This is a genomic window from Sphingomonas sp. (genome assembly GCF_035998645.1).
Lineage (GTDB): Bacteria > Pseudomonadota > Alphaproteobacteria > Sphingomonadales > Sphingomonadaceae > Sphingomonas.
Genome location: NZ_DASYHL010000005.1, coordinates 796671 through 819495, shown reverse-complemented (window position 1 = coordinate 819495; position 22825 = coordinate 796671). Strand labels below are relative to the sequence as shown.

At 64.0% G+C, this 22825-nt stretch carries 22 protein-coding genes; 10 read left to right on the top strand and 12 right to left on the bottom strand.

The window, feature by feature from the left end; all coding sequences use genetic code 11:
• Positions 1 to 5 precede the first annotated feature (5 nt).
• Positions 6 to 323: a hypothetical protein gene (locus tag VGN66_RS17585; RefSeq protein ID WP_327520073.1), complete on the top strand. Its 318-nt coding sequence runs from the start codon at positions 6 to 8 to the stop codon at positions 321 to 323.
• 255 nt (positions 324 to 578) lie between these two features.
• Positions 579 to 2546: a relaxase/mobilization nuclease RlxS gene (gene rlxS, locus VGN66_RS17580; protein WP_327520072.1), complete on the top strand. Its 1968-nt coding sequence runs from the start codon at positions 579 to 581 to the stop codon at positions 2544 to 2546.
• Between the two features lie 235 nt (positions 2547 to 2781).
• Here the strand turns inward: rlxS and VGN66_RS17575 are convergent, their stop codons facing one another.
• Positions 2782 to 2934, bottom strand: coding sequence for a hypothetical protein (locus tag VGN66_RS17575; RefSeq protein ID WP_327520071.1), 153 nt, complete (start codon positions 2932 to 2934; stop codon positions 2782 to 2784).
• Positions 2931 to 3614: an SOS response-associated peptidase family protein gene (locus tag VGN66_RS17570; RefSeq protein WP_327520070.1), complete on the bottom strand. Its 684-nt coding sequence runs from the start codon at positions 3612 to 3614 to the stop codon at positions 2931 to 2933. Before VGN66_RS17570 ends, VGN66_RS17575 begins: the two co-directional genes overlap by 4 nt.
• Before the next feature lie 77 nt (positions 3615 to 3691).
• Between VGN66_RS17570 and VGN66_RS17565 the strand changes: the two genes are divergently transcribed.
• Positions 3692 to 3814, top strand: a complete 123-nt coding sequence (locus VGN66_RS17565) for a hypothetical protein (RefSeq protein ID WP_327520069.1) — start codon at positions 3692 to 3694, stop codon at positions 3812 to 3814.
• Between the two features lie 45 nt (positions 3815 to 3859).
• On the opposite strand, the gene VGN66_RS17560 is transcribed toward VGN66_RS17565, so the two are convergent.
• The 5 genes from VGN66_RS17560 to VGN66_RS17540 all read right to left on the bottom strand — a co-directional run bounded on the left by VGN66_RS17560 (position 3860) and on the right by VGN66_RS17540 (position 8175).
• Positions 3860 to 4771 (bottom strand): endonuclease/exonuclease/phosphatase family protein, encoded by a 912-nt coding sequence (locus VGN66_RS17560; RefSeq protein WP_327520068.1) that lies wholly within the window; start codon positions 4769 to 4771, stop codon positions 3860 to 3862.
• Positions 4772 to 5063: 292 nt separating this feature from the next.
• On the bottom strand, positions 5064 to 5330 hold the full coding sequence (locus VGN66_RS17555; protein ID WP_327520067.1) for a hypothetical protein: 267 nt from the start codon (positions 5328 to 5330) through the stop codon (positions 5064 to 5066).
• 270 nt (positions 5331 to 5600) lie between these two features.
• A complete protein-coding gene (locus VGN66_RS17550; protein WP_327520066.1) occupies positions 5601 to 6473 on the bottom strand; it encodes a hypothetical protein in 873 nt (290 codons plus the stop codon).
• 511 nt (positions 6474 to 6984) lie between these two features.
• Positions 6985 to 7434, bottom strand: coding sequence for a globin domain-containing protein (locus VGN66_RS17545; RefSeq protein ID WP_327520065.1), 450 nt, complete (start codon positions 7432 to 7434; stop codon positions 6985 to 6987).
• A gap of 51 nt (positions 7435 to 7485) precedes the next feature.
• On the bottom strand, positions 7486 to 8175 hold the full coding sequence (locus VGN66_RS17540; RefSeq protein ID WP_327520064.1) for an alternative oxidase: 690 nt from the start codon (positions 8173 to 8175) through the stop codon (positions 7486 to 7488).
• Positions 8176 to 8248: 73 nt separating this feature from the next.
• Here VGN66_RS17540 and VGN66_RS17535 point away from each other — a divergent pair, with 73 nt between their 5' ends.
• The 5 genes from VGN66_RS17535 (at position 8249) to VGN66_RS17515 (ending at position 13311) form a co-directional block, all read left to right on the top strand.
• Positions 8249 to 9817, top strand: coding sequence for a PAS domain S-box protein (locus VGN66_RS17535; protein WP_327520063.1), 1569 nt, complete (start codon positions 8249 to 8251; stop codon positions 9815 to 9817).
• Positions 9807 to 10418, top strand: a complete 612-nt coding sequence (gene fixJ, locus VGN66_RS17530) for a response regulator FixJ (RefSeq protein WP_327520062.1) — start codon at positions 9807 to 9809, stop codon at positions 10416 to 10418. Before VGN66_RS17535 ends, fixJ begins: the two co-directional genes overlap by 11 nt.
• Positions 10419 to 10524: 106 nt before the next feature.
• Positions 10525 to 12675: an ATP-binding protein gene (locus tag VGN66_RS17525; RefSeq protein WP_327520061.1), complete on the top strand. Its 2151-nt coding sequence runs from the start codon at positions 10525 to 10527 to the stop codon at positions 12673 to 12675.
• A complete protein-coding gene (locus VGN66_RS17520; RefSeq protein ID WP_327520060.1) occupies positions 12672 to 13040 on the top strand; it encodes a response regulator in 369 nt (122 codons plus the stop codon). The genes VGN66_RS17525 and VGN66_RS17520 overlap by 4 nt, the downstream gene beginning before the upstream one ends.
• Complete coding sequence (locus VGN66_RS17515) at positions 13033 to 13311, top strand: Hpt domain-containing protein (protein ID WP_327520059.1); 279 nt, start codon at positions 13033 to 13035, stop codon at positions 13309 to 13311. Before VGN66_RS17520 ends, VGN66_RS17515 begins: the two co-directional genes overlap by 8 nt.
• On the opposite strand, the gene VGN66_RS17510 is transcribed toward VGN66_RS17515, so the two are convergent.
• The 5 genes from VGN66_RS17510 to VGN66_RS17490 all read right to left on the bottom strand — a co-directional run bounded on the left by VGN66_RS17510 (position 13308) and on the right by VGN66_RS17490 (position 19686).
• On the bottom strand, positions 13308 to 14726 hold the full coding sequence (locus VGN66_RS17510) for a glycosyltransferase family 2 protein (RefSeq protein WP_327520058.1): 1419 nt from the start codon (positions 14724 to 14726) through the stop codon (positions 13308 to 13310). The two genes, VGN66_RS17515 and VGN66_RS17510, sit on opposite strands and share 4 nt — an antisense overlap.
• A complete protein-coding gene (locus VGN66_RS17505) occupies positions 14723 to 15763 on the bottom strand; it encodes a HEAT repeat domain-containing protein (RefSeq protein ID WP_327520057.1) in 1041 nt (346 codons plus the stop codon). Before VGN66_RS17505 ends, VGN66_RS17510 begins: the two co-directional genes overlap by 4 nt.
• Positions 15760 to 16857, bottom strand: a complete 1098-nt coding sequence (locus VGN66_RS17500) for a YaiO family outer membrane beta-barrel protein (RefSeq protein ID WP_327520056.1) — start codon at positions 16855 to 16857, stop codon at positions 15760 to 15762. The genes VGN66_RS17505 and VGN66_RS17500 overlap by 4 nt, the downstream gene beginning before the upstream one ends.
• On the bottom strand, positions 16854 to 17231 hold the full coding sequence (locus VGN66_RS17495) for a response regulator transcription factor (RefSeq protein WP_224919859.1): 378 nt from the start codon (positions 17229 to 17231) through the stop codon (positions 16854 to 16856). The genes VGN66_RS17500 and VGN66_RS17495 overlap by 4 nt, the downstream gene beginning before the upstream one ends.
• Positions 17232 to 17382: 151 nt before the next feature.
• Positions 17383 to 19686, bottom strand: a complete 2304-nt coding sequence (locus VGN66_RS17490) for a putative bifunctional diguanylate cyclase/phosphodiesterase (protein ID WP_327520055.1) — start codon at positions 19684 to 19686, stop codon at positions 17383 to 17385.
• A gap of 118 nt (positions 19687 to 19804) precedes the next feature.
• On the opposite strand from VGN66_RS17490, the gene VGN66_RS17485 reads away from it, so the two are divergent.
• Both VGN66_RS17485 and VGN66_RS17480 read left to right on the top strand, forming a co-directional pair.
• Positions 19805 to 20419 carry a TorF family putative porin gene (locus VGN66_RS17485; protein WP_327520054.1) on the top strand — a complete coding sequence of 205 codons (615 nt, stop codon included), beginning with the start codon at positions 19805 to 19807 and terminating at the stop codon, positions 20417 to 20419.
• 2 nt (positions 20420 to 20421) lie between these two features.
• Complete coding sequence (locus VGN66_RS17480) at positions 20422 to 22707, top strand: TonB-dependent receptor (protein WP_327520053.1); 2286 nt, start codon at positions 20422 to 20424, stop codon at positions 22705 to 22707.
• The last annotated feature ends 118 nt before the right edge of the window (positions 22708 to 22825 follow it).

Genomic DNA, 22825 nt, shown 5'->3' with positions numbered 1-22825 from the left:
AGCGTGTGGTTTCGGCATTGATCGCCGGCTTGCAGATCGAGTTCGGGGACGATGCCGGCGCGGCGCTGGCGCAGCGCTTTCTGGGCGCAGAAGAGCTGGATTTTGCGTGGGATGCGCGCATCGAGGAGCGCTGGATCGGGCCGTTTTTGGACGATGATGCCGACGACATCGAGCTCGATCGGGTGCGCATTCTGGGCTGTCTCGAGGGGCGCTGGTTCGTGGCCACGATGCTCGTGGATGGCGAGGGCAGCCCACATGGCATGCTGTGCAAACGGTCGTTCCAACGGCGATCGCAAGCGCTGGCGGCGTTCGCGGATGCCTGAGGTTCTGCCTGCACAGCGCCGGGATGCGCCGCCCTTGGGGTGGCGTGTCCCGGCGTTCTTTTTGAGCCGGGGAGGGGGTGGGGGGAAGGAGAAGGGAAAACAAGATAAAGGCAGTGTCTCTCGACCCTGCTCAAGTGATTGTCTGCACATCCTTTTGTTGCGAGACCGCGAAGCGGTCGCGCGAGACATGATCGCGAAGAATGGCGCAAATGCGTGGGTTGCCGGGCAAAATCGCGAGACTGAGGACGCGGCGCGGTGAGCGACGACGAGTTCACCCCCAAGCTCGGCAAGCCCGGCGGCCAGGACGGCAAGCGCGTTGTCAAATATGGCGGACGCGTGCTCGCTGCGGCCCGTCTCGCCGGAGGCTCTGGCGGCGTAAAGCGGGGCCGCTTCGATGGCAGCCGGATCGGACGCGGCGCGAGCATCGGGCGGCTGCTGTCGAGCCGCGATCGCTTCGTCGGGCTGCGCGCGCGCCGGGCCATCGTCAAAACCCGGCTCGTGCGGATGCGCGGAACGGCGCTCGCCGCGACCCGCGCACACCTGCGCTATATCCAGCGCGACGGGGTCACCCGCGAGGGTTCGCCGGGTGCGCTGTACGGGCGCGATCGCGATGCCGCCGACGGCAAGGCGTTTCTCGAGCGCTGCGGCGGCGATCGTCACCTGTTCCGCTTCATTGTGTCGGCCGAGGATGGCGCTGAGTATCCCGACCTCAAGCCGTTCATCCGGCGCCTGATGGCCCAGGCTGAGCATGACCTTGGAACGAAGCTCGACTGGGTCGCGGTCGATCACTTCAACACCGAGCGCCCGCACACGCATATCGTGCTGCGCGGGGTCGATGATCGCGGCGAGAACCTCGTCATCGCTCGGGAATATATCGCGCATGGCTTCCGTGAGCGCGCCGCCGAGCTTGCGTCACTCGATTTGGGACCAAGAACCGACCGCGAGATCGAGAACCGGCTCCGGCAGGATGTCGAGCAGGAGCGGCTGACGGCGATCGATCGCCGATTGCTGGCGCGGATGGACCCCGATCGGATCACCAGTCCCGCGCACAACGACCCCTTCCAGCAGGCGGTCGCAACCGGTCGTTTGCGCAAGCTCGCCGCGATGGGTCTTGCCGATGATCTGGGCCAGGGCCGCTGGCGGCTCGCCGACGGCCTTGAGGATACGCTGCGGCGCATGGGCGAGCGCGGCGACATCATCCGCCTGATGCAGCGCGAACTGACCGCGCGGAAGCTCGAGCGTGCGCCTGCCGATCGGGTGATCGCGGGCACGCTTGCGGCACCGGTCGTCGGGCGGGTCGTCCAGCGCGGGCTCTCAGACGAACATCGCGACCGCCAGTATCTGATCGTGGATGGGGTCGATGGACGGGTTCATTATCTCGATATCGGCAGTGCCGGTGCGTCGGACCCGTTGCCCGAGGGGGCGATCGTGCGCGTGACCGCCCAAGTTGCCGAGGTCCGCGAGGCCGACCGGACGATCGCGCGGATCGCCGCTGCCAATGGCGGCCGCTATTCGGTCGAGTTGCACCTTCGCGACGATCCCGCGGCGAGCAGCACCTTCGCGCAAGCCCATGTGCGCAGGCTCGAGGCATTGCGGCGCGCGGGCGTCGTCGAGCGGCAGGACGATGGGAGCTGGATTGTCAGCGATCGGCACCTCGAGCGAGTGCGTGCCTATGAGGGGCGGCTGGCGCGCGATCAGCCGGTGTTGATCGAGACGCTGTCCAGCGCCCCGCTCGATCAATTGCCGGGCGCGAATGCCGCAACCTGGCTTGATCGGGCGCTTGCGGGCGAGGAGCCGATCGTGGCGCGCGACGCGGGGTTCGGTCGCGAGGTGCGCGCCGCGCTTGCCGCGCGTCGGCAATGGTTGATCGAGCAGGGGCTGGCGCAGCCTGTAGCCGGCGGGATCGCGTTCAACCGCGGCGCGCTTGCCCTATTGCAGCGGCGCGAGTTGCTGCGCGTGGCCGGCGAACTCGAGGGCTCGTTGCGCAAGGTCTTTGTCGAGTCCAGGCAGGGCGAGAAAATCGACGGGCGATTGACGCGTCGGATCGCGTTGATGAGTGGTCGCTACGCGCTCGTTGAGCGCAGCCGCGAGTTTACGCTGGTGCCGTGGCGTCCGGTGCTCGAACGGCAGTTCGGCAATCGGGTAGCGGGCACCGTGCAATCAGGCGGTATCGACTGGCAGCTTGGAAGCAGGCGACGCGGTCCAGAGATTTCCTCAATCTGAAGGACGGAGGCGTGGCGGCGCGCCTCGGTCGCTCGACGCGGGTCGGTTGAGCTCGAATTCCGCTGCGCGCTTGATAGCGCGGGGGGGGCTTGCGCTGCGGCTCCCCAAGATGCGCCAGCCACGCTGGCGATGGCCCTCAAAAGGGCGCGACGTGTGTCCCGCCTGCGTCCGAGCGGACGCGGGCTCCCCGACCGATGTCGAACCGGCCAAAGCGGCGGTGACTTTGGTGGAAGGATCACCCGTCGCGAGACGCGCGCTGGATCGATTCAAGTTTGGCGGCGATCTGCCTGAACCGCGCGACGCCTGCCGAATCGCCGGCGAGCGCCAGCGCGCCATGCAATCGCTCGACCGCGAGCGCCTCGGCCCATCGCTCCTGGTCGGGCGTCATAGCAGCAGAGCGGGGCGCGCGTCCTGGGCGCTCTCCCCGGGGAGGAACGGGGTTTCGACCTGCATCGCCATCGGTCCGTCATACGGGCGCACCAGTGCCTTTGCGGTGCCCGCGTCGGCGCTCAGCCAGTCCAGCCATTCGGCGGGCGTGAGGATCGCGGGCATCGCCTTGGGGTGGATCGGGCCGACGATCGCGTTCGGCTCGCACGTCGCGAAGGCAAAGGCAGGCCCGCGCTCGGTCTGGCGCCACAGTCCCGCAAACATCGCGACGGGTTGATCGGGCAGGCTGAACCACGCTTGTTTGGGCATGCCATCGTCGCCCTTGCCCCCGTCGGGATGCGGCTCGGCAAAATGCGTGAACGGGACCAGGCAGCGCTGCTCGGGATTGGTGAGGCTCGCGCGCCAGAAGCTGCTGTCGAGGTTGCGCGCGTTGGTCACGTACTTCTGAAGCGGCTGACCCTTGGCGCCCTTGATCGTGGTCGGGAAGCCCCATTCCTGCATGGCGGCAACGAGCGGCTGATTGCCGGCACTCTGGCGCTTCACGACCAGGCCAAAGCGGGGCGTCTTTTTGCCGGTCGGAAAGATCTGGCGGGGGCGGTCGGTAATGTCGACGTCGACGATCACGCCACACTCGGCCAGATGGTGGACCACCTTCTCCGACTGATGGAAACGGTTGCACATATGCGGAGGGTGCCAGCGAACCGGCCCGGAGTCGATTCCGCTGGCCGCCCTCCGTTCGCTGTGGTTGTTTTGCGCTCATGGCCCGCAAGCGCGACAAGTTCTCCACGGGCGGAATGATCGAGGCCGTCCTGCTGGCGCTGCTTGTCGGCGCGTCGGCGGTTGCAGGGATCTGGAGCGGCATCCGCTGGCTGCTGTCCTGAGCGTTCCCACGCGGCCGACGCAGGCCGGTGGATCGGAGCGCTGCGTTATGGCGCGACCTTGATCGAGATCGGGCAGTGGTCCGAGGGATGCCGATCCTCGGGCAGGTCATAGCGATATTCTTCAAACGAGCCCGGGACCGTGCGGGCGGTGGCTTTCGCGCCCAACACGATATGATCGATGAACTCGCGATAGCGCGCCTTGCAGCTGGCGGCCTGGTTGCCCGAAGCGATCGTCAGATCAGCGCCGGCGGGGGCATTGTCATCGATTTCGGCATAGAAAGCGTCGCTGCTTGCGGCGATCCGACGGTTCCAGTCACCAAGAACCGCGAAGCTCTCGCCGGCGGCGGCGCGCCCGTCGATCCAGCGTTCGAGCACGGGCAGCTGATCGAACAGAACCGGACAGTCGGCGTCGCTCGGCGTACGCCCTGAATTGCAGCCCGACTTGAGGTGAACGGCAAGGAGACGCATCGGGCGGCGTCCCGCGATCGTGACATCGACACCCCAGCGCAGGTCCGGGTTGCCGAGCGCCAACGCCGACAGATCGTCGTTGCGGGTCCAGGAAACCCCTTTGCGGATCGCAAACCCGACGGCCTGGTGGCCGATGCTCTGTCCCGGTTTGCCATAGCAGCTGCCACCGCGGCGGCTTTGTGGGCGCGCTGACATCACCACATCATAGCGGGCCGGATCGAAGACCCGTTCGGCTGCAGCCTTGCTCTCGACCTCCTGGAGCGCGATCACATCGGCGCCAAGCGCATCGGCATGACGGCGCAGCTCGGCATAGTCGGCATCGGTGCGGGGACGGCAGCCTTGGCCGTTGCGCTCGGCGAGATGCTCGAGGTTCCAGCTGGTGATCTTGAGCGGTGCCGACGCAGGGCGCGATACATCCGCCTGCCGCTCGTCGGCGCAGCCGCTGGCCAAGGCGAACAGGGTGAGCGCGAGGATCGGGGTCCGGAACATAGCCCTTGTCTATCGGACTTCGTGCGGACCGCAATCAGCTTCCTGAACTAAGCGCGGGCGAGGGATCGGGGTTTGGACTCTGGTTGGCCGCACGAGCGACATTTGTTCCCGGGAAAATCCAGCAGCGATGGCCGCTAGGCGCACCACTGTCGGTCTTTGTGCAGTCGGTTGAAGCTCCCCAAGGCAGCCATTCGTAAAAGTGTTTGGGGTTCCGCCGCTGATAGGTGGAATCGTGGCGCTCAGTGACTGGCTGGGATGAAGCGTTTCGACGATGGTGGCAGCCCCGGCAGGCTCAAAGATTCTTCAGCCTCAAGGCCAATTTGTCCGCTTCGGTTGACCGATCTCCTAAAATCACCTCCACCGCCGCATCCTCCGGTCGCGCCGGATCAACCGGCGCAGCGGCTGGTATGAAAACACGATCGGCCAGATTCACGAAAAGCGGACCTCCTTTCCGACGAAAATATACCCGAACACCATTCTTGGTGGCGACGACATGGTTGATCCAGCAACTCGCCTGTTGCTGGAACGGCGTGGCTGAAGAAATCGGCGCGGTTGACATGAAGACCGCTGCCGTCACACTCGAGCTGAACATCAACTTTTTCCCCGTCAGTTATCTGCACGCAGTATCGAGCCGAACCCAAGCCGGCAGGGGCGCCGTAAGCTGCTGCCAGATCACCTGATGGCTCCGCCGACAGCCTGCGCCCGAGATTCGGTGGCTCAACACCCCGGCACACGCACCCAGACGCGACCGTTCGTCCCGCCGCGGCGCTTTGGGGCCATCATCGCCGTTCCTGCAGGTGAGGGTCGGAGTTTGGCTGGAACCCAATCATCAATTTTCTGCGCTTGCGGGAAAGTAGATTTGCAGCTGGAAGACGGCCGGCGGAAGCTCGAGCGGCTTGCCCGCCATATCTGCCAGCGGACGATGGCTTGCAGCCAGCAGAGGCGCTGCAGGTCCGCGGACAAAGCCGCTATGGACAAGGGGTGAGGGGAACGGGCCTCCACGTCCGCCCTCGATGACCCCGCGGCCCGTATAACCGATTGAACCAAGGGGTGCCGTCAACGTGTCTATCGTCAACGCGTTCAGCCGCTTCGTGTATTGTGTTACACAATCGGAACAGGGAACATTTGTTGTAGGGCGCCAGCTCGCAAAGGTCTCGATGCGAAGTTCATCGTAGCGGGTCAACCCCGCGTTGCAGAACCGGGTCTCCGCCCATTGGCGTAATGCGCCATCTGCGCGACCACATGCGCGTGTCGATACCACCACTTGGCTTGGAAACGATGGGTTGGACACCTCGGCAGTGTTCCTGGCTGCCTGGATGAAGGCGGCAAGCTTGGCCGCGCCTCCCGGCAAGGCTTCCATTTGCAAATGCTCGATGACGAGCGGAAGGATCTGGAATAACTCGAGGTTGGTCTCGAATTGCCGCTCGGCCAATATGGGACCACTTTGCTGGGGCTGTGTTTTGGGACCAGAAGGGGCTGCGCCTGACAGCGCGGAGTCCGGAACTTCAATCGCTATTGGATTGGACTGGCTACCTGAAGCATAAGGCGAATATGCCCAAGTCCGTCCCGGTGCGGCTGCTGGCTCCGTCGACATGCAACCACTCACCGCCAATCCCGTAACTGCGATCATGAGCAGATCGCGCGCCTGCTGAACAGCGCGGATGCGATGGAACGAGATGGCAGTTTGACGGGATGGCAACATGGCGAACTCCCTGCGCTGACGAACTTACAGTCGCCTTGCCCGATCAGTTGGTCATGCAAACCTTCGATCGTCAAGAAGAGGCGGTTTTCGGGCTGGAATACAGCGCAGTCACCGGCGAACTCAGGGGGTGATACCCGTCAACTTAGCAGCCTTTCGCACTAGTCGCAGCTAGCGCATCCTACACCACGGCCATTTCGAGCATATGCGTATTGACCGGTGCGAACAGGGGGATGGCTCTTGTTGCCTCCGTTGAGAACCGAGGTGCCGAATTTTTCGCAGGATACGATTCCGTGGGCTATCTCCAGAGAGTGACAGGATGGGGGGACTTGGGGGTGGCCGTTGGCGAAGCAAGCCTAGGTGACCATTTGGGGGCTGTTGCGCCTCAAAGCCAACGGTCTACTCCCGGCCCATGAGCGGCCTGTCCGCTATTACAAAAGCCAGCCAGTCGGCAAAGCGCCCCAATTCCCGCTATTCCCATCCCACCTCGCCTTCCCGAAAGCCGCCAATTTTATCACCCGGCGGCGGCGTCTTCATAGGCGTTTGCCTCTGCGGCAATCAGGATCTCGGCGAGCATCCAATAGGCTTCGCCCCATGCGGCCAGCACTGCGTCGGTAGCGACATCTTCTCCAAGGATCTCGCGGATGGCGGGAAGCAGCGCTGCTGCAACATAGGGGTAATGTTCAGGCTTCACGCCGGTCTGGACGTGGCGAAGCACCATCCGGTCGACAGCCGCCCCCAGATTCTGCAATCGGTCGATATTCTTGGCGTAGGCGAGGATCGCGCCTGCCAGCCGCCGCGGCTGCTCACCGCTCTGTTGCGCGGCGCGATCGAACATCGCTTCGATCTCGGAGTTCTCAAAAAGGCGGCGGTACATCGCTGTGGTGATTGCGACGCCATGCTTCTCCAGTGCGGGCGCAGTTGCTTTGACGATGGCCATGGTTTCCGACGAGACAGTACGCATGATCTACTCCAGTGAAAGGGTGGGGCGCGGCATCCGTTACGCCCGGGAACTTCAGGCCACGTTCTTCCAGATCGGCTCAAGCGCCACATGCGGCGGGCAGTCAGCAATCGGGCCGCTGGGGAGTCCGGCAAGCGTGTTCGCGAAGCCGTGATTGACGTCGCGATGGTGCGCCTCGTCGGCGCGGACGACCAGCACCACATCACGCAGCATCGCGTCCTCGGGCAGGTTCCAGTAGCGCTTGGCGATTTCCGGCGCGGCGACATTCGCGCTGCGTCCCTCGTCGATCTCGGCGAGGTAGTGCGTGTAGCTGATCACCGCCTCTTCTTCAAAATAGCCCACCACCCGGTGCGCAGTCTTGGAACTGACGAGGTAGAGCGCGAAGAAGAATAGATAGAAGACCCATTGGACGCCAATGATTACCGCACGCTCGAACCAGGTCGGCTTGGAGATCTCGATGAACGTCATCAGGTGCATCCGCTCGTTTTCGGCCTCGTCCATGAGGGTCTTGATCCACCCCTTGTCGTCGCAGATGCGGCGCAGGCAGGCGAGGTGGGTGATCGTCGCGCCAACCATCCCGGGAACCGCCGCAACGGTTTCGAGGACTACGGCGCGATGTCCGTAGCGCTCAGCGAAGAACGTGTCGGCGGTCCAGCGCAGCAATTTCGTAAAGCCGTAGGCGATCCGGTCGGACAGGCCCGTGGGCTGGTGGTGGACGCCAAGGTCGATGAACGGCGGGGTCATTTGGGTCTCCGTGAAATCGGCTGAAGATGTGGTGCCGAGCTAGGCCGATCCGGTGATGGCCGAAATTCAGATCATGACCCTAAGGGCCTTACCGGAGGTGGTCTTCGGGGGCGCGACCGGGCATGAGGGGCCGGTGACCCAGCCGCGTCTGTCCCTGCGCCACACGATCCTTCCTTCGCCACCGCTTGCGGTGACGTTGGTACTCGCCGCGCTCGCAGTCGCTGTGGGTGCCGGGGTGCGGATTGGCTTTGCCGAGCATCTGGGGCAGCGCGCGACCTATATCTTCTTCGTCCCTGCCGTGGTGCTTGCGAGCGCGCTTGGCGGCTTGCGCGCGGGGATCTTGGCCAGCCTCGCGGGTGCGGCGGTGGGCCTGTGGTGTGACTGGCTGAGCGGGCCGATCGCTGCGGGCAGCGGGATTGCGTCGGGTGCCTTTGTCGTAATCGGTGGGGCGATCGCATTGGGCGGCGAATGGTTCCAGCGCGCGCGGGCCGACGCCGAGCGGGTGACCCTAGGTCTGGCGCAGCGCGAGGCGCATCTGCGATCACTGCTGGACACCGTGCCCGACGCGATTGTGGTGATCGACGAAGGCGGCTTGATCCGCGACTTCAGCCCGGCTGCGGAGCGCATGTTCGGATGGGACGCGAACGAGGTGCTAGGTCGTAAGGTAGATCTGTTGATGCCGGACCCGTACCGCACCGCACATGCTGGTTATCTCCAGCGCTACTATGACACGGGCGAGAAGCGGATCATCGGCAAAGGGCGCGTGGTTGTCGGCGAGCGTCGGGACGGGTCGACATTCCCGCTGGAGCTGGCGGTGGGTGAGATGCGTGTGGGCAGTCAGCGCCATTTCACAGGTTTCATCCGCGACTTGACCGAACGGCAGCAGGCGGAGGCGCGTCTCCAGGAACTGCAGAGCGAGTTGGTGCACGTGTCGCGGTTGACTGCGCTGGGAGAAATGGCGTCGGCACTCGCCCATGAGCTGAATCAGCCGCTTTCGGCGATCGCAAATTATCTCAAGGGCAGCACGCTGCTGCTAGATCGCGAGAATGTGCCGCTAGAGCGCGTCCGGGACGCAGTGAAGCGCGCGGGGGAACAGGCGCTGCGCGCCGGTGATATCATTCGCCGGTTGCGCGAGTTTGTCGCGCGCGGCGAAACCGAACGCGGGGTAGAGAACCTTCCCAAGCTGGTCGAGGAAGCGAGCGCGCTGGCGCTGGTTGGGGTAAAAGAGGCCGGGATCCGCGTGGTGTTCGCCTTCAACCCGACGGTCGATCTCGTTCTTGCCGACAAGGTCCAGATCCAGCAAGTCTTGTTGAACCTGATCCGGAATGCAATCGACGCAATGACACAGAGCGATGGAACACGGCGCGAACTGACCATCGCAATCCGGCCGTTAGACGACAACATGGCCGAGGTCACGGTGGAGGACACCGGTCCTGGCATAGACCCCGAGGTCGCGGAACGCCTGTTCCAGCCCTTCGTCACGACGAAGCGCACGGGCATGGGTGTTGGCCTGTCGATCTCACGCACGATCGTCGAGGCACACGGGGGGCATATCTGGTCTGGCGCACGTCCCGGCGGCGGCGCGGTATTCGGGCTGACGTTGAGGCGCATTGGCCGGGAGGAGGTGTACGATGTCGCGTGACCCGATTGTCTATGTGATCGACGATGACGAAGCGGCGCGCCACTCGCTCGAGTTCCTCCTCGATTGTGCCGGGATCCGCGTTCGCGCGTTCGTGTCCGCAGATGCCTTTCTTACTGCGTCGCCGCCCCTGGCGGGAGCATGTATCGTCACTGATGTGCGCATGCCGGGGCGCAGCGGGATCGAGCTGGTCGAGGAAATGAAGCGGGCGGGGGCCGGGACGCCGGTCATCGTCATTACTGGCCATGCCGACGTGCCGCTTGCGATTCAGGCGATGCATGCCGGAGTTGCAGATTTCATCGAGAAGCCGTTCGATGATGAGATGATGCTCGCCGCGATCCGCAAGGCGCTCGCCACCCACGCTGGCGATGAAGTGATCCGGATGGAGCGTCTGGCGGTGCGCGACCGGATTGCCTCGCTGAGCGGGCGCGAGCTTGAGGTGATGGAGGGGCTAGTTCGGGGAGACGCGAACAAGGCGATTGCGTTCGATTTGGGTATCAGTGCACGGACGGTCGAGGTCTATCGTGCCAACTTGATGATGAAGATGCAGGCCAAAACCTTGTCGGATTTGGTGCGAATGGTGACTGCCGCCCGGATCGTTTGAGCAGCCGGACAGAACTCCATCGATCCACCGCACGGCAATTGACTAGAGGCAGGCGCAACGCCGATAGGTCGGTCGCTGGCCGACAATGGACGGATGAGGTGTTGCTATGGGCCGGATCCGCTGGGGTCGTATGGGGGTTATCGCCGCCGCCGCGAGCGTGCCGCTGATCCTTCTTATCCTCACAACCTTGGCAAATCGCGGATTTGACGAAACTGAGCGACTGCGGGTGGAGATCGAGCGCTCCTACGAGACGCGGGCAGCGCTCAATCGGGTGCTTTCGCTTCATCAGGACATCGAACTGGGTCAGCGTGGGTATCTGATTACGGGCGAGGAGGCGTTCTTAACCCCGTATCGTGATGCGCAGCGGAATGTGCGGCAGTCGATCGATGCGCTTTCGACTGCGGATGTCGATCCCGCGGACCGGGAGCGTCTCGCGCGGCTGAAGGTGGATTCGGAAGCGAAGCGTCGGTTCGTCGAACGCACGCTGGCGCTGTACACGCAGGGACAGCGCGATGAAGCACGCGCGCTCGTCAGCGGCGGCGAAGGCAAGCGGATGATGGACCGAATCCGTGCGGATATCGCCGAACTCTCCCGCCTTCAGCGCTCGCGCCTGGCCGAACGGACGGAAATTGCCGCCGCTGCTCGCGGCGGGTTGCGCGTGCAGACGGTCGCACTGCAAATCACGCTCATCCTGCTGCTCGCACTTGCGGTTTGGCTGGTCCAGCGCAGCACCGCCGCGCGGCAGGCGGCGCTACGCCGAGCCGAGGACTCAGCGGCCCGACAGGAGATCATCTTTGAAAGCGCCAAGGACGGGATGATCGTGATCAACCCGAGCGGAAGTATCGAGAGCCTGAATCCAGCGGCCGCTGCGCTATTTCGATACGATCCCGACGCGCTGCTCCGCCGTGACATCGGCGTATTGTTCGAAGTCGCGCCCGACCGCGGTCGAGTCGAGAGCTTTTTGCGACGCCTCGGGGCAAACCGACGGGACGCCAACGGACAGGTCGAGGAGTTCGTCGCGCGCCGTTCCGATCTGACGACAATACCTGTCGAGGTGTCGATTAGCCCGGTCCGCCTTGCTGATGTCACCCTCTATCTTGCCGTCATCCGCGATATCAGCGAGCGACGCGAGATGGAGCAGATGAAGACCGAGTTCGTTGCCACTGTGAGTCACGAACTGCGGACACCGCTGACCTCGATCGCGGGCTCGCTCGGTCTGATCAACGGGGGTGCGGCTGGCGAGTTGCCCGCGAAGGCCGCACGGCTCGTCGGGATTGCACATAGCAATTCTGCGCGTCTCGTCCGCTTGATCAACGACATTCTGGATATCGAAAAGATCGAGGCGGGGCGAATGCAGTTCGATGTCCGCCCGTTGCGACTCGACACGTTGTTGCAGAATGCTGTGGTGCAGAGTTCTGGTTTCGCCGGGCAACTCGACGTGCGCATTGATCTGGTCCCGCCCCCATCGAACGCCGCAGTGCTTGGGGACGAGGACCGGCTGATGCAGGTGTTTGCCAACCTCTTGTCCAACGCGCTCAAATTTTCGCCGAAGGACGGCGTGGTGACGGTCGATGTCCGGCCGCTCGACCGCCGCTATCGCATCTCCATTACCGATCGTGGCAGCGGTATTCCCGAGGATTTTCGCGACCGTATCTTCGGCAAGTTTGCCCAAGCCGACAGTTCGGACACGCGGCAGAAAGGCGGCACCGGGCTTGGCCTTAGCATCGTGCGGGAGATCGTCCAGCGTCTGGGCGGATCGGTCGGCTTCGAATCGCAGCCAGGTAAGGGCACGAGGTTCCACGTCGATTTGCCCGCAGCCGCCGCGCCCCGGCCCGTCGTTGAACCCGCGCCCGCAGCAGAGCTGGTGAGTGAACACGCGACGACCGCGAAGCTCCCCGTCATTCTTCATGTCGATGACGATCCAGATATGCTCGACGTTCTTGTCGACGCATTTGAAGGGCGGGCGGTATTGCGTTCGACCCCCAGCGTCGCCGAAGCGCGTGCGACGCTGGGGCGGGAGCGGATCGACGCCGCCATTCTCGATATCGGCTTGCTCGACGGATGCGGGACGGATTTGGTCTCACCGCTGCGCAACAGCCAGCCGGATCTCCCAATCATCGTATTCACGGCGCAGGAAGCGGAACAGTGCGGCGCGGCCGGCGTCGATCTTGTCTTGGTCAAGTCGCGCGCCACGCTCGAAGTGCTCGTGAACGAGACCATGCTCAGGATCGCGCAACGAGAGGAGGCGAACCGATGATCCGGATCCTCTATGTCGATGACGAGGCCGACATTCGTGAGGTCGCGCAGCTGTCGCTCGAACTCGACCCCGATCTTGAGGTGCGCAGTTGCGCGTCCGGTGCAGATGGGCTGGGGGTCGCCATTGAATGGCACCCGCACCTGATCCTGCTCGACGTAATGATGCCGGGGATGGATGGGCCGACTACCTTCACCCGCCTGCGCGAGCAGTCCGAAACGGCTGATATCCCGGTCGTGTTCATCACCGCGCGGACTCAGGCGCATGAAGTAGAGCGATTCTACGAACTTGGTGCACGGGGCGTTCTTGCCAAGCCATTCGATCCGATGACGCTCGCCGACCAAGTGCGTGCGCTACTCGATGGCTGAGTTCGAGGCGCAAATGGCGGCGTTGCGCAAGCGGTTTGCGGCGCGTGCGGTTGCTGACAGTGGCGCGATCCGCCGGTATCTCGCGAAAGGCGAGCGAGACGCACTGCGTGATCTTTGCCACGGGCTTGCTGGAACGGCGGGGACCTTCGGCTACCAGGCGATCAGCGAGGCCGCGCTGGCGGTCGAAGAAGCGGTCGAGGCAGGGGCAGGGGCGGAGGCGCTGGAAACACTGTCGGTCACGCTGCTGCAGGAACTCGACGCGCTGCCTTAGGGACGCTGAAACCCCTTGCGCACCATCGTTCCCCAGCCCTGTTTCTTGCGCACAAACTGCCACCAGCCGCGCAGCCGCCAGAAATTGTTCAGCTGGCGGTAGCCGAAATTCTCGGCGATCGCAGCGACGGTCAACGTGGCAAGATCGCGCGCATTTTTCAGACGGCGTAGCTGGATTTCCTCCAGCACGAGGGTCGCGACGCTAATGAACACGCCGAAGGTAAAAACAACGGCGACGAAAGCGAGCAGATATTCGACCGAGATCAGCCCGAGTAGCCATAGCGGCGGCACGAGCGCATAGCCGACCACCTCGATGATCGGGCCGATCACATCGATGACCCACACCTGCCCGAACCCCAGAAAGCCGATCCGGCCATATTTTCGGTTGAGGAACATGTCGCCATGCTTGCGATAGGTTTCGAGCGTGCCGCGCTGCCAGCGTGCGCGCTGGTTGGCGAGGATCGACAGGCTCTCCGGCGCCTCGGTCCAGCAGACCGGTTCGGGGATGTACGATATGCGATAGTCGCGTTTGCATTCGCGCATGTGCCTGTGGAGCTTGACCACTAACTCCATATCCTCACCGACGGTATTCTGGCTGAATCCTCCAACCTCGATCGTACTGCTGCGCCGGAATAGACCGAATGCGCCGGAGATGATCATCAGCGTTTGCATCTGGCTCAGCCCCAGCCTGGCCATGAGGAATGCGCGAAGATACTCCACTACCTGAAACAGCGCGAGCAGGTTGCGGGGCAACTTGGCTTCGATCAGCCGTCCATGCTCAATCCGGCAGCCATTGGCGATGCGGATTGTGCCGCCGACGGCGACGGTCCGGATCGGATCTTCCACAAAGGGACGGACCACACGGATCAGCGCGTCGGGCTCTAGCAACGTGTCTGCATCAATCACGCAAACCAGCGGCGCACGCGCGACGTTGATTCCCGCATTCATCGCATCCGCCTTCCCGCCATTATCCTTGTCGATCACGAGCAGACGCGGATATGCCGGGTTGGCATAGAGGCCACGGATCGGTTTGCTCTCCACTGCCAAGTCGAGATAGCGACGCACCGGGGTCAGATTGAAATGCGCAATCAGTCGGGCAAGCGTCGCATCTTTCGACCCGTCATTGATCACCATCACTTCGAAGTCGGGATAATGCAGCGCCAACAACGCTTCCGCGCTTTCGATGATCGTGAGTTCTTCGTTGTAAGCTGGCGCGATGATTGCGATCGGCGGCGCTAGGTCGGCATAGCGATCCCACAGCACCTCGGTCGGCTGCAGTGCCGGGCGGCGATGGAGTGCGACGGCCGCAAAGCCGAGTTGGACGATGTTGAACAGAATTTGAAGCAGCCCGACCCCGACAACGAACCAAGTGACGATTTCCGCCGCAGTATAGAGCCAACCGGGGAAGACGATCATCGCGCGATCCCCCTTTCGGCGAGGATCGCATTCGCGACCTCAGCCGCAACGCCGTCCCCGCGTTTCGCCGCTTCGCGCAGCCGCGCAATGCCGGGGGGGCCGATCACGATGAGTGCTTCTGCCGCGCGAAACCGGACCCACCATTCGGGATCGTCGAGAAGCACTATCAGCCCATCCACCGCGTCGACCATGCCGATCCGACCCGCAGCCTGAGCGGCGGCGGCGCGGGCAGCCATCGACTTGCTCGACAACGCGAGCCGTACCGCCCGCGCACCGCTCGGGTGGCCGAACTGGCCCAGCGCGTGGATATAACGCGGCAGCTCATCTGTCGCGTCGCGGGCCGCAAGCGCCAGCTCGGCGATCATCGGCACCAGCGAGAAATCCCCGGTTTCCGCCAGCGCCTCGACTGCGGCGACGCGCACCTCGCTCTTCTGGTCGAGCTGGAGCACCAGCTCCTTAATCTCGTTCGGTCGCGTGCGTGCGATCGACGCAAACAGGCTCACCGTCAGCCGAGAGGATTGCCCCGCGCCCAGTTCTAACTGCCGCACCAGATCGATCAGCTCGAACGCCTCGCCTTTGTCAGCGAGCGCTTGCGCGGCGGCGAGCCGGATGTTTCGGTCTGGGTCGCCGAGTGCGCGGCGCAGCGCCGCGCGCGAGCTCGCGTTGTCGAACTGTGCCACCCCCTGCAGCGCAGCCATTCGGTCGCGCACGGCCCCTGCGCGCATCCGCCGCGCCAGTCGCTCGGGCACGCCGAATTGCGTCGCACTGGCGATGAATGCGGTGCGCTCGGGGCCGCGGACGAGCTGCATCAGGCTTAATGACAGATCGGCGATGACATGGTCGGGCACATGGCGAAACTGCGCCGGATCGATCCGCTCGCCCGCGAGCAGTAGCGGGGTCAGCCGGCGGCGTGCGGCAAGGTGCCGGTCGCGGCGCCAGTGGGCCACCAGTCGCAACAGCACCAGCCCGCCCATTACCACGACCGCCGCCACCGCCAGCACGAGCGACACGGTCCAGATCAGCAGCAGCGCACTCAAAATCGGAAGCCGGTACCGACGCCGAACTGCGTGCGGTCGGCACCGGTTGCGCGGTCCTCATGCGCAAGGGAAAGCCGCAAGGTCGCGCGAGGTGAAAGGTCAATGCTGACACCACCAAAGACGCTGCGCACCGGAATAACGATCCCCTCGTCGGTGTCGGGCGCGTCGCTGTAGCCGAAGAATAGCCGCAGCGGATCGCTCGCCTGCAGGTCGCCGCGCAGGAGATAACCGGATTGGTGCCGCCCATCCTCGTCAAACAAATTGATCCAGCGTGCCGTGACCCAGAACCGCCCGCCCAGATACTGCTCGATCCCCGGGGAAGCGCTTTGCACGTCGCCGAGCGCGAGCCGCGCCTGTCGCGCATCGAGGGTCAGGATCGTCGCATAGGGTCCGCTTTGTACGCGTGCGGAACCGCCCAGCCCGATCTGCCACTCAGGCCGGAAGTCGGGATCGGCGGCGGCTCCAACGCTCAGATAGCCGCGCAGCCCGTCGCCAAGCGCGCCTTCCAGCAATGCTTCGCCATAAACGTCGGTGCGGCCGAACCGCCGCGCATATTCGATCCGCGCGCCGATCGCTGTGCTCGGACTTGGACGGTAGCGCAGCTGAGCGACGGCCTCGGTCCAGTCGGGCTGCGGTCCTGACAGGTCGCTCAGGCTGGTTTCAAGGTCGATCTGCCAGCGGGCGGGGAGGGGCTCGGTCGCCAGCTGCCGACGCAGTTCTGCGGCATCGGCGTTGGTTTCATCGACAGGTTCTAGCGCGCGTCGGGCCCCGGCGATATCGCCGCGTCGTTGCGCGATCCGGGCCAAGCCGATCCGAGCGTCATTATAGTCGGGCGCGACCGTCAGCGCGGCGCGGAACGCCGCCTCGGCGGCGTCGAGTTGCCCGAGCGCCAGTTGGGCTAGCCCCAATTGCACCTGTGCGTCGGGGTTGCGGGGATTAGCCGCGACGACAGGCCGGAGCAGCGCCACCGCGCGCGCGGGATCGCCGGCCAGCCGCGCCGACACGGCGGACTGATAGGGGTCTGAGACGCTCGCCTGATCCTGCGGCGGCGCGGCGATGGGGAGCGCGAGAAGTAGGGCTGCGGCGCTGATCATTTCAGTTCCGGCAACAGCCGTGCCAGTCGCATCATCAGTTCCTCCGGGATGAAGGGTTTGACCAGATAGTCGCTGGCGCCGAGGTCAAAAGCATCGACGATGTCGCGCTGCTGCTTGCGCGCGGTCAGCATGATGACGGGGATCGCTGCGGTTTCAGTCTGGCTGCGCAGCCGACGCAACACCAACTGGCCGTCCATCACCGGCATCATCGTATCCAGGATGATCGCGTCGGGCAGATGCTGTTCGGCGAGCGCCACCGCCTGCGCTCCGTCGCGTGCGATCAGCACGCGATAGCCCTTGTTCTCGAGGCGAAAGCTGAGCAGCTCGACGAGCAGCTCATTGTCGTCGCATACGAGAATCGTCCTGTTTACCACGCCACGCCCCGGACAATACCTACCCAAAATGTAGCGTCAAAGCCGGGTCTTGGCCACCGAAACCTAGGTGTCAGGAAACTCGGTATGCCGCAGCTGCGGCGCGTTTCGGCAGAAATCACCGGGGATTAAGAACGAGTTAACCAACTGATTGTCACTGGGCCGCCGCGCGGCGCATTTCGAGCGATGGGTTCCGGTACAGGAGGGCGGCGATGGCAGCCGGGCTGAGCGGGCGAGACAGCAGATAGCCCTGCAACGATGTGCAGCCGGCATCGGCGAGAAAGTTGCGCTGTTCGTCCGTTTCCACGCCTTCTGCCGTAATCTGCATCCCGCTTGCCTTGGCCAGATCGACGATCGCTCGGATGATCGCGCTTCCGCCGCGCCGCATGTCGATTCCGTTGACGAAGCTCTGGTCGATTTTGATTCGGTCGACCTCGAAATTGCGCAGGTGGCTGAACGAGGAATAGCCCGTGCCGAAATCGTCAAGCGCGATCCGCACCCCCGCAGCGCGCAGCCGTACTAGTGTGGCCTGGCAAGCGCTGGCGCTCTCGATGAAGCTCGTTTCGGTGATCTCGATCTCCAGCCGCGACGGTTCAAGCCGGGTGCATTTAAGGATCGCGAGGATTTCCTCTGCCAATCCCTCGTCACGCAACTGCACCGCGGAGACATTGACCGAAATGGTGGGCAGGCGCAGGCGAACGGCGTCCCGACAGGCGCGTTCCAAGACCCAGCTGCCAATCAGATTGATTAAGCCGCACGCCTCGGCAATCGGCACGAAGGTTGCGGGAGACATCATGCCGCGAACCGGATGCTGCCAGCGCAGCAACGCCTCCGCCCCGATGATCTGTCCGCTTTGTGCCGCGTAGAGTGGTTGATATTCGAGCCGGAGCTGATCACCTGCATTGATCGCCTCGCGCAGGTCGGCCTCTGTCTCGCGGCGATGCCGCACGCCAGCGTCCATCTCCTCGCGAAAGAACATGTACCGACCGCGACCAGCGGCTTTTGCTTCGTACAATGCGATATCCGCCTTGCGGGTGAGCTCGGTCCGAGTCGTCGCGTTTGCGGGCGACAGGGCAACTCCGATGCTGACGCCGACACTCGCCTTGCTCCCGGCAAGGTCGAACGGCTCGCTGACCGCCTCGATGATGCGCAGACACAGGATCTCAGCTGAGGCTGCAGAAGCCGCCCCGGTCTGGATGACAGCGAACTCGTCGCCGCCGATGCGCGCAACCACGTCGGTCTCGCGGGTGACTTCGACAAGCCGCCGCGCGGTTGCGACAATCAACTCGTCCCCCGCGGGATGTCCGAGTGTGTCGTTGACCTGTTTGAACCGATCTAGGTCGAAATAAAGCAGGGCGACCTGCGCGTCGTTCTCCTGAGCCTCTGCGAGAATGTGCGCGAGCCGATCATCGAACAGGGCGCGGTTGGCGAGCCCGGTGAGCGGATCGTGAAAGGCGAGATGCTGCGCCTGGGCCTCGCTCGCTTCGAGCGCCAGCGTGCTGCACCGAATACGCAGCAGCAACCAGCCAACCATCGCCAGGATCAGCACCAGCGCACCGATCGCGAACGGCGCGATCCGCCGTGCCATCAGCGCGCCCGGACCAAAGGGTTCCCAGACGATATAGCCGAGGGTTTTTCCGGTGCGATCGACGAGCGGCGCTGCACGGTCCGATCCGACTGGATCGACCGCGGTCGCGAAGCGCGCATTGGCCAACTGATAGGCCTCGGCAAGTTCCTTGAGGAAACTGCCGTCGAGGCGACGCACGCTGACATGAAAGGGCGGCTTCATCCCCGGCGTGATGCTGCCCTCTTCGTCGAGGATGGCCTTGACGCTCACGATCGCGGGATGCCCGCCGACGCGGTCGATTGCGTAGCTGTCAGGTGTGCGCTGCGGTACTGTAATGGAGTGAGGGAGGGGCCGCGTGAGCTTGCGGACAAGGTCCTGGACCAGGGGGGCTGCGACCGCTCCGACGCGTTGGCGATAGCCGTCCGGGGACATCCGCTTGCCGTCGCGCATCGCGTAGATCGGATCGCCCGAGACATCGAGAACATAGGCCTCATCATGCCCGTAATAGCTGTGCAGCCACACCCCGAGATTATCATCGAGCCATTTGAAATCGGTGTGGGGCGCGGTCACGTGCCGTAGCGCCTCGTCCCAGATCGTCACCCCTTCCTGATCATGCGCGATGGCAGCTGAGCGCTGCTTCAATACGGTCTCGATCAGCGCTTGCTGGCGATCACCCGCGAGCTTGTTCGCCTGACTCGCCGAAAGAAGCACCACGGCGGTCAGGGCGATGGCGAGCGTCGCAACGGCCGCGATTGCAGGCAAAGCTACACGGGCCAGAAAGGACTGGTCCTGCGGCTTGTCGGGCCTGAAAGTCGCGGATATGGCCATGTTTCGGACAGCTAGGGCGAGATCCTTTCCAAAGCATGAAATTCGACCCTTGTGTTCGTACAATAGTGCAAGTTTTGCAGTAACTTAACGTGATGTTATGGCGCCCGGATGTAAGGCTCGGGGCACCATGGCCTCGCCGCATTTTCGTATCGTCATTTGGCTCGTTGCGATCCTTCCGGTCGTGGCTGCGCGCCCGGTTTTCGCGCGCGATGTGAGCGCCGAAGTGGCGATCGTCACCGATTATCGCTTTCGCGGCCTCAGCCTGTCCGATCATATGCCCGTGATCCAGGGCGGCGTCGATGTCGAACAGGATGGGTGGCAGGCGCAACTGTGGGGCTCCACCCGGGCGGATGGGGACGCGGAAGGGCGCGAGATCGACCTGTATCTTGGCCGAGCCGGTTCGGTTGGTGCCCTCAACTATGAGGCCGGCGCGCGCGCATATTTCGTCAAATCGGCACCCGCCTATTTCGAAGTGACCGCGCAATTCAGCCGCCCGCTCGGCCCCGTCCAGATCGCTGCGGAGCTAAGCTATGCGCCAGCGCAGGCCGGACTTGGCGACAATCTCTATGGGGCTGCGACGTTGTCCGTATCGCCGCTCGCCGGGCTCATGCTGAGCGGGCGGGCCGGGATCGAGGATAGCGCGGCCTGTGGCCCGAAAAGCGATTGGGAAGTCCGCGCTGCATTCGAGACGAAGCCACTGCTGTTCAGCGCCGCGATCGTCCAGGCGCGGGGCCAAAGGCTGAACTCCGAAGAACGCGCCCCGGCGGGCGTCTTTATGCTCCAGCTGGGATTCTGAAGATGATGAAGTTTGAAATTGCCTCACTGGCGTTCACGCTCGCAGCTTCCGGGGCATCGCCAGAGGAGATACCCCAGGCGGCTCCTGTCGAGGAGATCGTGGTCACCGCGCAGCATCGTCGCGAACCGATCGGCGACACGCCGATCGCGATCAGCGCCTTTGACGGCAGCTTCGTTCATCGTGCCCGGCTCGACGACATCAAGGACCTGGTGGCCTTCGCCCCCGGTTTCGCGGGAGCCTCGGACGACAGCTATATCGAGGATCTGGCGGTACGCGGCATTGCGTCGAACGACTATGGCATCGGCGGCGAGCCATCGATCGGGATTTTCAAGGACGGCATCCATCAGGGCCGCACCGGATCTGCGGTGACCTCGCTCTACGATATCGAGCGCGGCGAGGCGCTGCGGGGACCGCAGGGATTTCTGTTCGGGCGCAACGCGATCTCCGGCGCGATCAGCGTCGTGACGCGCAAGCCCGAGTTGAACCGGTCGAGCGGGGTCCTGACCGCGGGTTATGGCGAACCCGACCGGGTTGAACTCGACGGGGCGGTGAACATACCGCTGGGGCCCAACTGGGCGATGCGGATGGCCGCCTATCTGCTCGACACCGACGGCTGGATCGACAATGCGGCGACCCCGGGCCACGACCGGATCATGCGCCAGTTCAAGGCCGCGGGTCGAGTCAGCTTGCGCTACGAACAGGGCGCACTCAGTGCCTGGGTCATCGGCGAGCATGAGCACCGGCGCCTGGACGGTACACCCTATCGCGCCGCCAATGCCGACCGCGAAGTCATTGACGCGATCGATTCGGCGCTGGGAACCCGGATCGTCATGCGCGGCGACGGACGGTCGATCGATAGCGATCTGCTCAACCCGCGGGACGATGGCGATATCACCAGCGTTACGGCGCAGGCCGAGCTCGATCTGGGCTTTGCGACGCTGACTGGGATAGCGGGCTATCGCGGCCACCGCTTCGTCTATGAGGAGGATTATGACGGCACCGCCGAGCCCTTCGGTATCTATCGCCAGTTTCAGTCGGGTACCTATGCCAGCGGCGAGCTGCGGCTGGTCTCAAGCGCTAAAGGCTCGCTGAGCTGGACGGCCGGCCTGTCCGCTTATCGCGAGACGGTGAAGGCCCGCTTCACGGATGAGGCGGACGAGCGCTACATCTGCCTTGCCGGCTATGGCTATGCGAGTTGTGACGAGCTGACACAGGACCTGTTCGGCATGGTTTACACCCCTTCCGCCGACGGCATGTTCGTTCAACCCAATCATGCGCGGAACATCGCGACCGGATTTTCGGCCTATGGCGACATCAACCACTGGGTTTTCCCGCGCCTGCAGCTAGGTGCCGGGCTCCGCTATAGCTGGGATCGCAAGCGCTTTGCCCTCGACGTGCCGCAAACCACGAGCAGTCTCCGCAATATCTGGACCTTCACTTATCGTACCGACGGGTTCGTCGAGGATGCGCGGAGCTGGCAGGGTGTCACGCCGCGCCTATATCTGCGCTGGAAGCCCCAAGAGCGCGTCAGCATCTACGCCAGCGTATCGCGCGGTTACAAGGCTGGCGGCTTCGGCACGTTCACGCTCGAGGCACCGTCGCCGATCCACGATTCCGGGCTGGTTCCGATGGGCACGCGTCCGGATGCGTTCGATCCCGAGACCGTCTGGAGCAAGGAACTGGGGGTCAAGGCAAGCCTCGCGCAGGGCCGGTTGCACCTCGATATCGCCGCCTTCGACTATCTTTACGCGAACCTACAGACCAACTTCTACAACACCGAAACCCGCGCGCAGGAGGTGATCAATATTGGCGAAGTGCGCGGGCGGGGTGTCGAGGCGGCACTCACCGCGCGGCCCGCGGCCTGGTTCGACTTGCGCACTTCGCTCACCTGGACGCGGACACGCACACGCGGCAATCGAGGCTGCACCCTCGATGATTGTGGCGGGCTGACCAATCCCGAATGGGCGTCGAGCGGTGTCGCGACCTTCCGCCATCCGTTCGGTGCCGATGAAGCGAACCTGTCGATCGAGTGGATGTGGCAGGGCAAATCGCGCGAAGCTTGGGATTGGCGCGGCATCGTGCGGCGCGACCCGGCGGTCGTGGCCAACCTGCTGCTCGGCTACCGCTGGGGGGATCGGGTCGAGGCTAACATCTATGTCCAGAATGTGTTCGATAAGTTGTGGTATCAGGGCGCGCTAAACGGCGGCGACTTGGACCCCGCGTCCGTCTGGGGCGTGTCGCAGCCGCGCAACATCGGGATCAACGTCAGAATCGACTTGGGGTACTAGCGCCATCGCTTGTTGCACCGGAGCGGCGGGGAATTTTAGAATATTGGGCAGCATTCTTCACGGCGTTGGGGCGACCGCCTTTGGGCGATTCGCCTCGCTATGCCGACTGGGCGCTGTC

Bases quoted from the DNA above. Each gene is read 5' to 3' on its own strand.
- VGN66_RS17575 (WP_327520071.1), bottom strand. From the start codon at position 2,934: ATGACGCCCGACCAGGAGCGATGGGCCGAGGCGCTCGCGGTCGAGCGA.
- VGN66_RS17570 (WP_327520070.1), bottom strand. From the start codon at position 3,614: ATGTGCAACCGTTTCCATCAGTCGGAGAAGGTGGTCCACCATCTGGCC.
- VGN66_RS17565 (WP_327520069.1), top strand. From the start codon at position 3,692: ATGGCCCGCAAGCGCGACAAGTTCTCCACGGGCGGAATGATCGAGGCC.
- VGN66_RS17560 (WP_327520068.1), bottom strand. From the start codon at position 4,771: ATGTTCCGGACCCCGATCCTCGCGCTCACCCTGTTCGCCTTGGCCAGC.
- VGN66_RS17555 (WP_327520067.1), bottom strand. From the start codon at position 5,330: ATGTCAACCGCGCCGATTTCTTCAGCCACGCCGTTCCAGCAACAGGCG.
- VGN66_RS17550 (WP_327520066.1), bottom strand. From the start codon at position 6,473: ATGTTGCCATCCCGTCAAACTGCCATCTCGTTCCATCGCATCCGCGCT.
- VGN66_RS17545 (WP_327520065.1), bottom strand. From the start codon at position 7,434: ATGCGTACTGTCTCGTCGGAAACCATGGCCATCGTCAAAGCAACTGCG.
- VGN66_RS17540 (WP_327520064.1), bottom strand. From the start codon at position 8,175: ATGACCCCGCCGTTCATCGACCTTGGCGTCCACCACCAGCCCACGGGC.
- VGN66_RS17535 (WP_327520063.1), top strand. From the start codon at position 8,249: ATGACCCTAAGGGCCTTACCGGAGGTGGTCTTCGGGGGCGCGACCGGG.
- fixJ (WP_327520062.1), top strand. From the start codon at position 9,807: ATGTCGCGTGACCCGATTGTCTATGTGATCGACGATGACGAAGCGGCG.
- VGN66_RS17525 (WP_327520061.1), top strand. From the start codon at position 10,525: ATGGGCCGGATCCGCTGGGGTCGTATGGGGGTTATCGCCGCCGCCGCG.
- VGN66_RS17520 (WP_327520060.1), top strand. From the start codon at position 12,672: ATGATCCGGATCCTCTATGTCGATGACGAGGCCGACATTCGTGAGGTC.
- VGN66_RS17515 (WP_327520059.1), top strand. From the start codon at position 13,033: ATGGCTGAGTTCGAGGCGCAAATGGCGGCGTTGCGCAAGCGGTTTGCG.
- VGN66_RS17510 (WP_327520058.1), bottom strand. From the start codon at position 14,726: ATGATCGTCTTCCCCGGTTGGCTCTATACTGCGGCGGAAATCGTCACT.
- VGN66_RS17500 (WP_327520056.1), bottom strand. From the start codon at position 16,857: ATGATCAGCGCCGCAGCCCTACTTCTCGCGCTCCCCATCGCCGCGCCG.
- VGN66_RS17480 (WP_327520053.1), top strand. From the start codon at position 20,422: ATGATGAAGTTTGAAATTGCCTCACTGGCGTTCACGCTCGCAGCTTCC.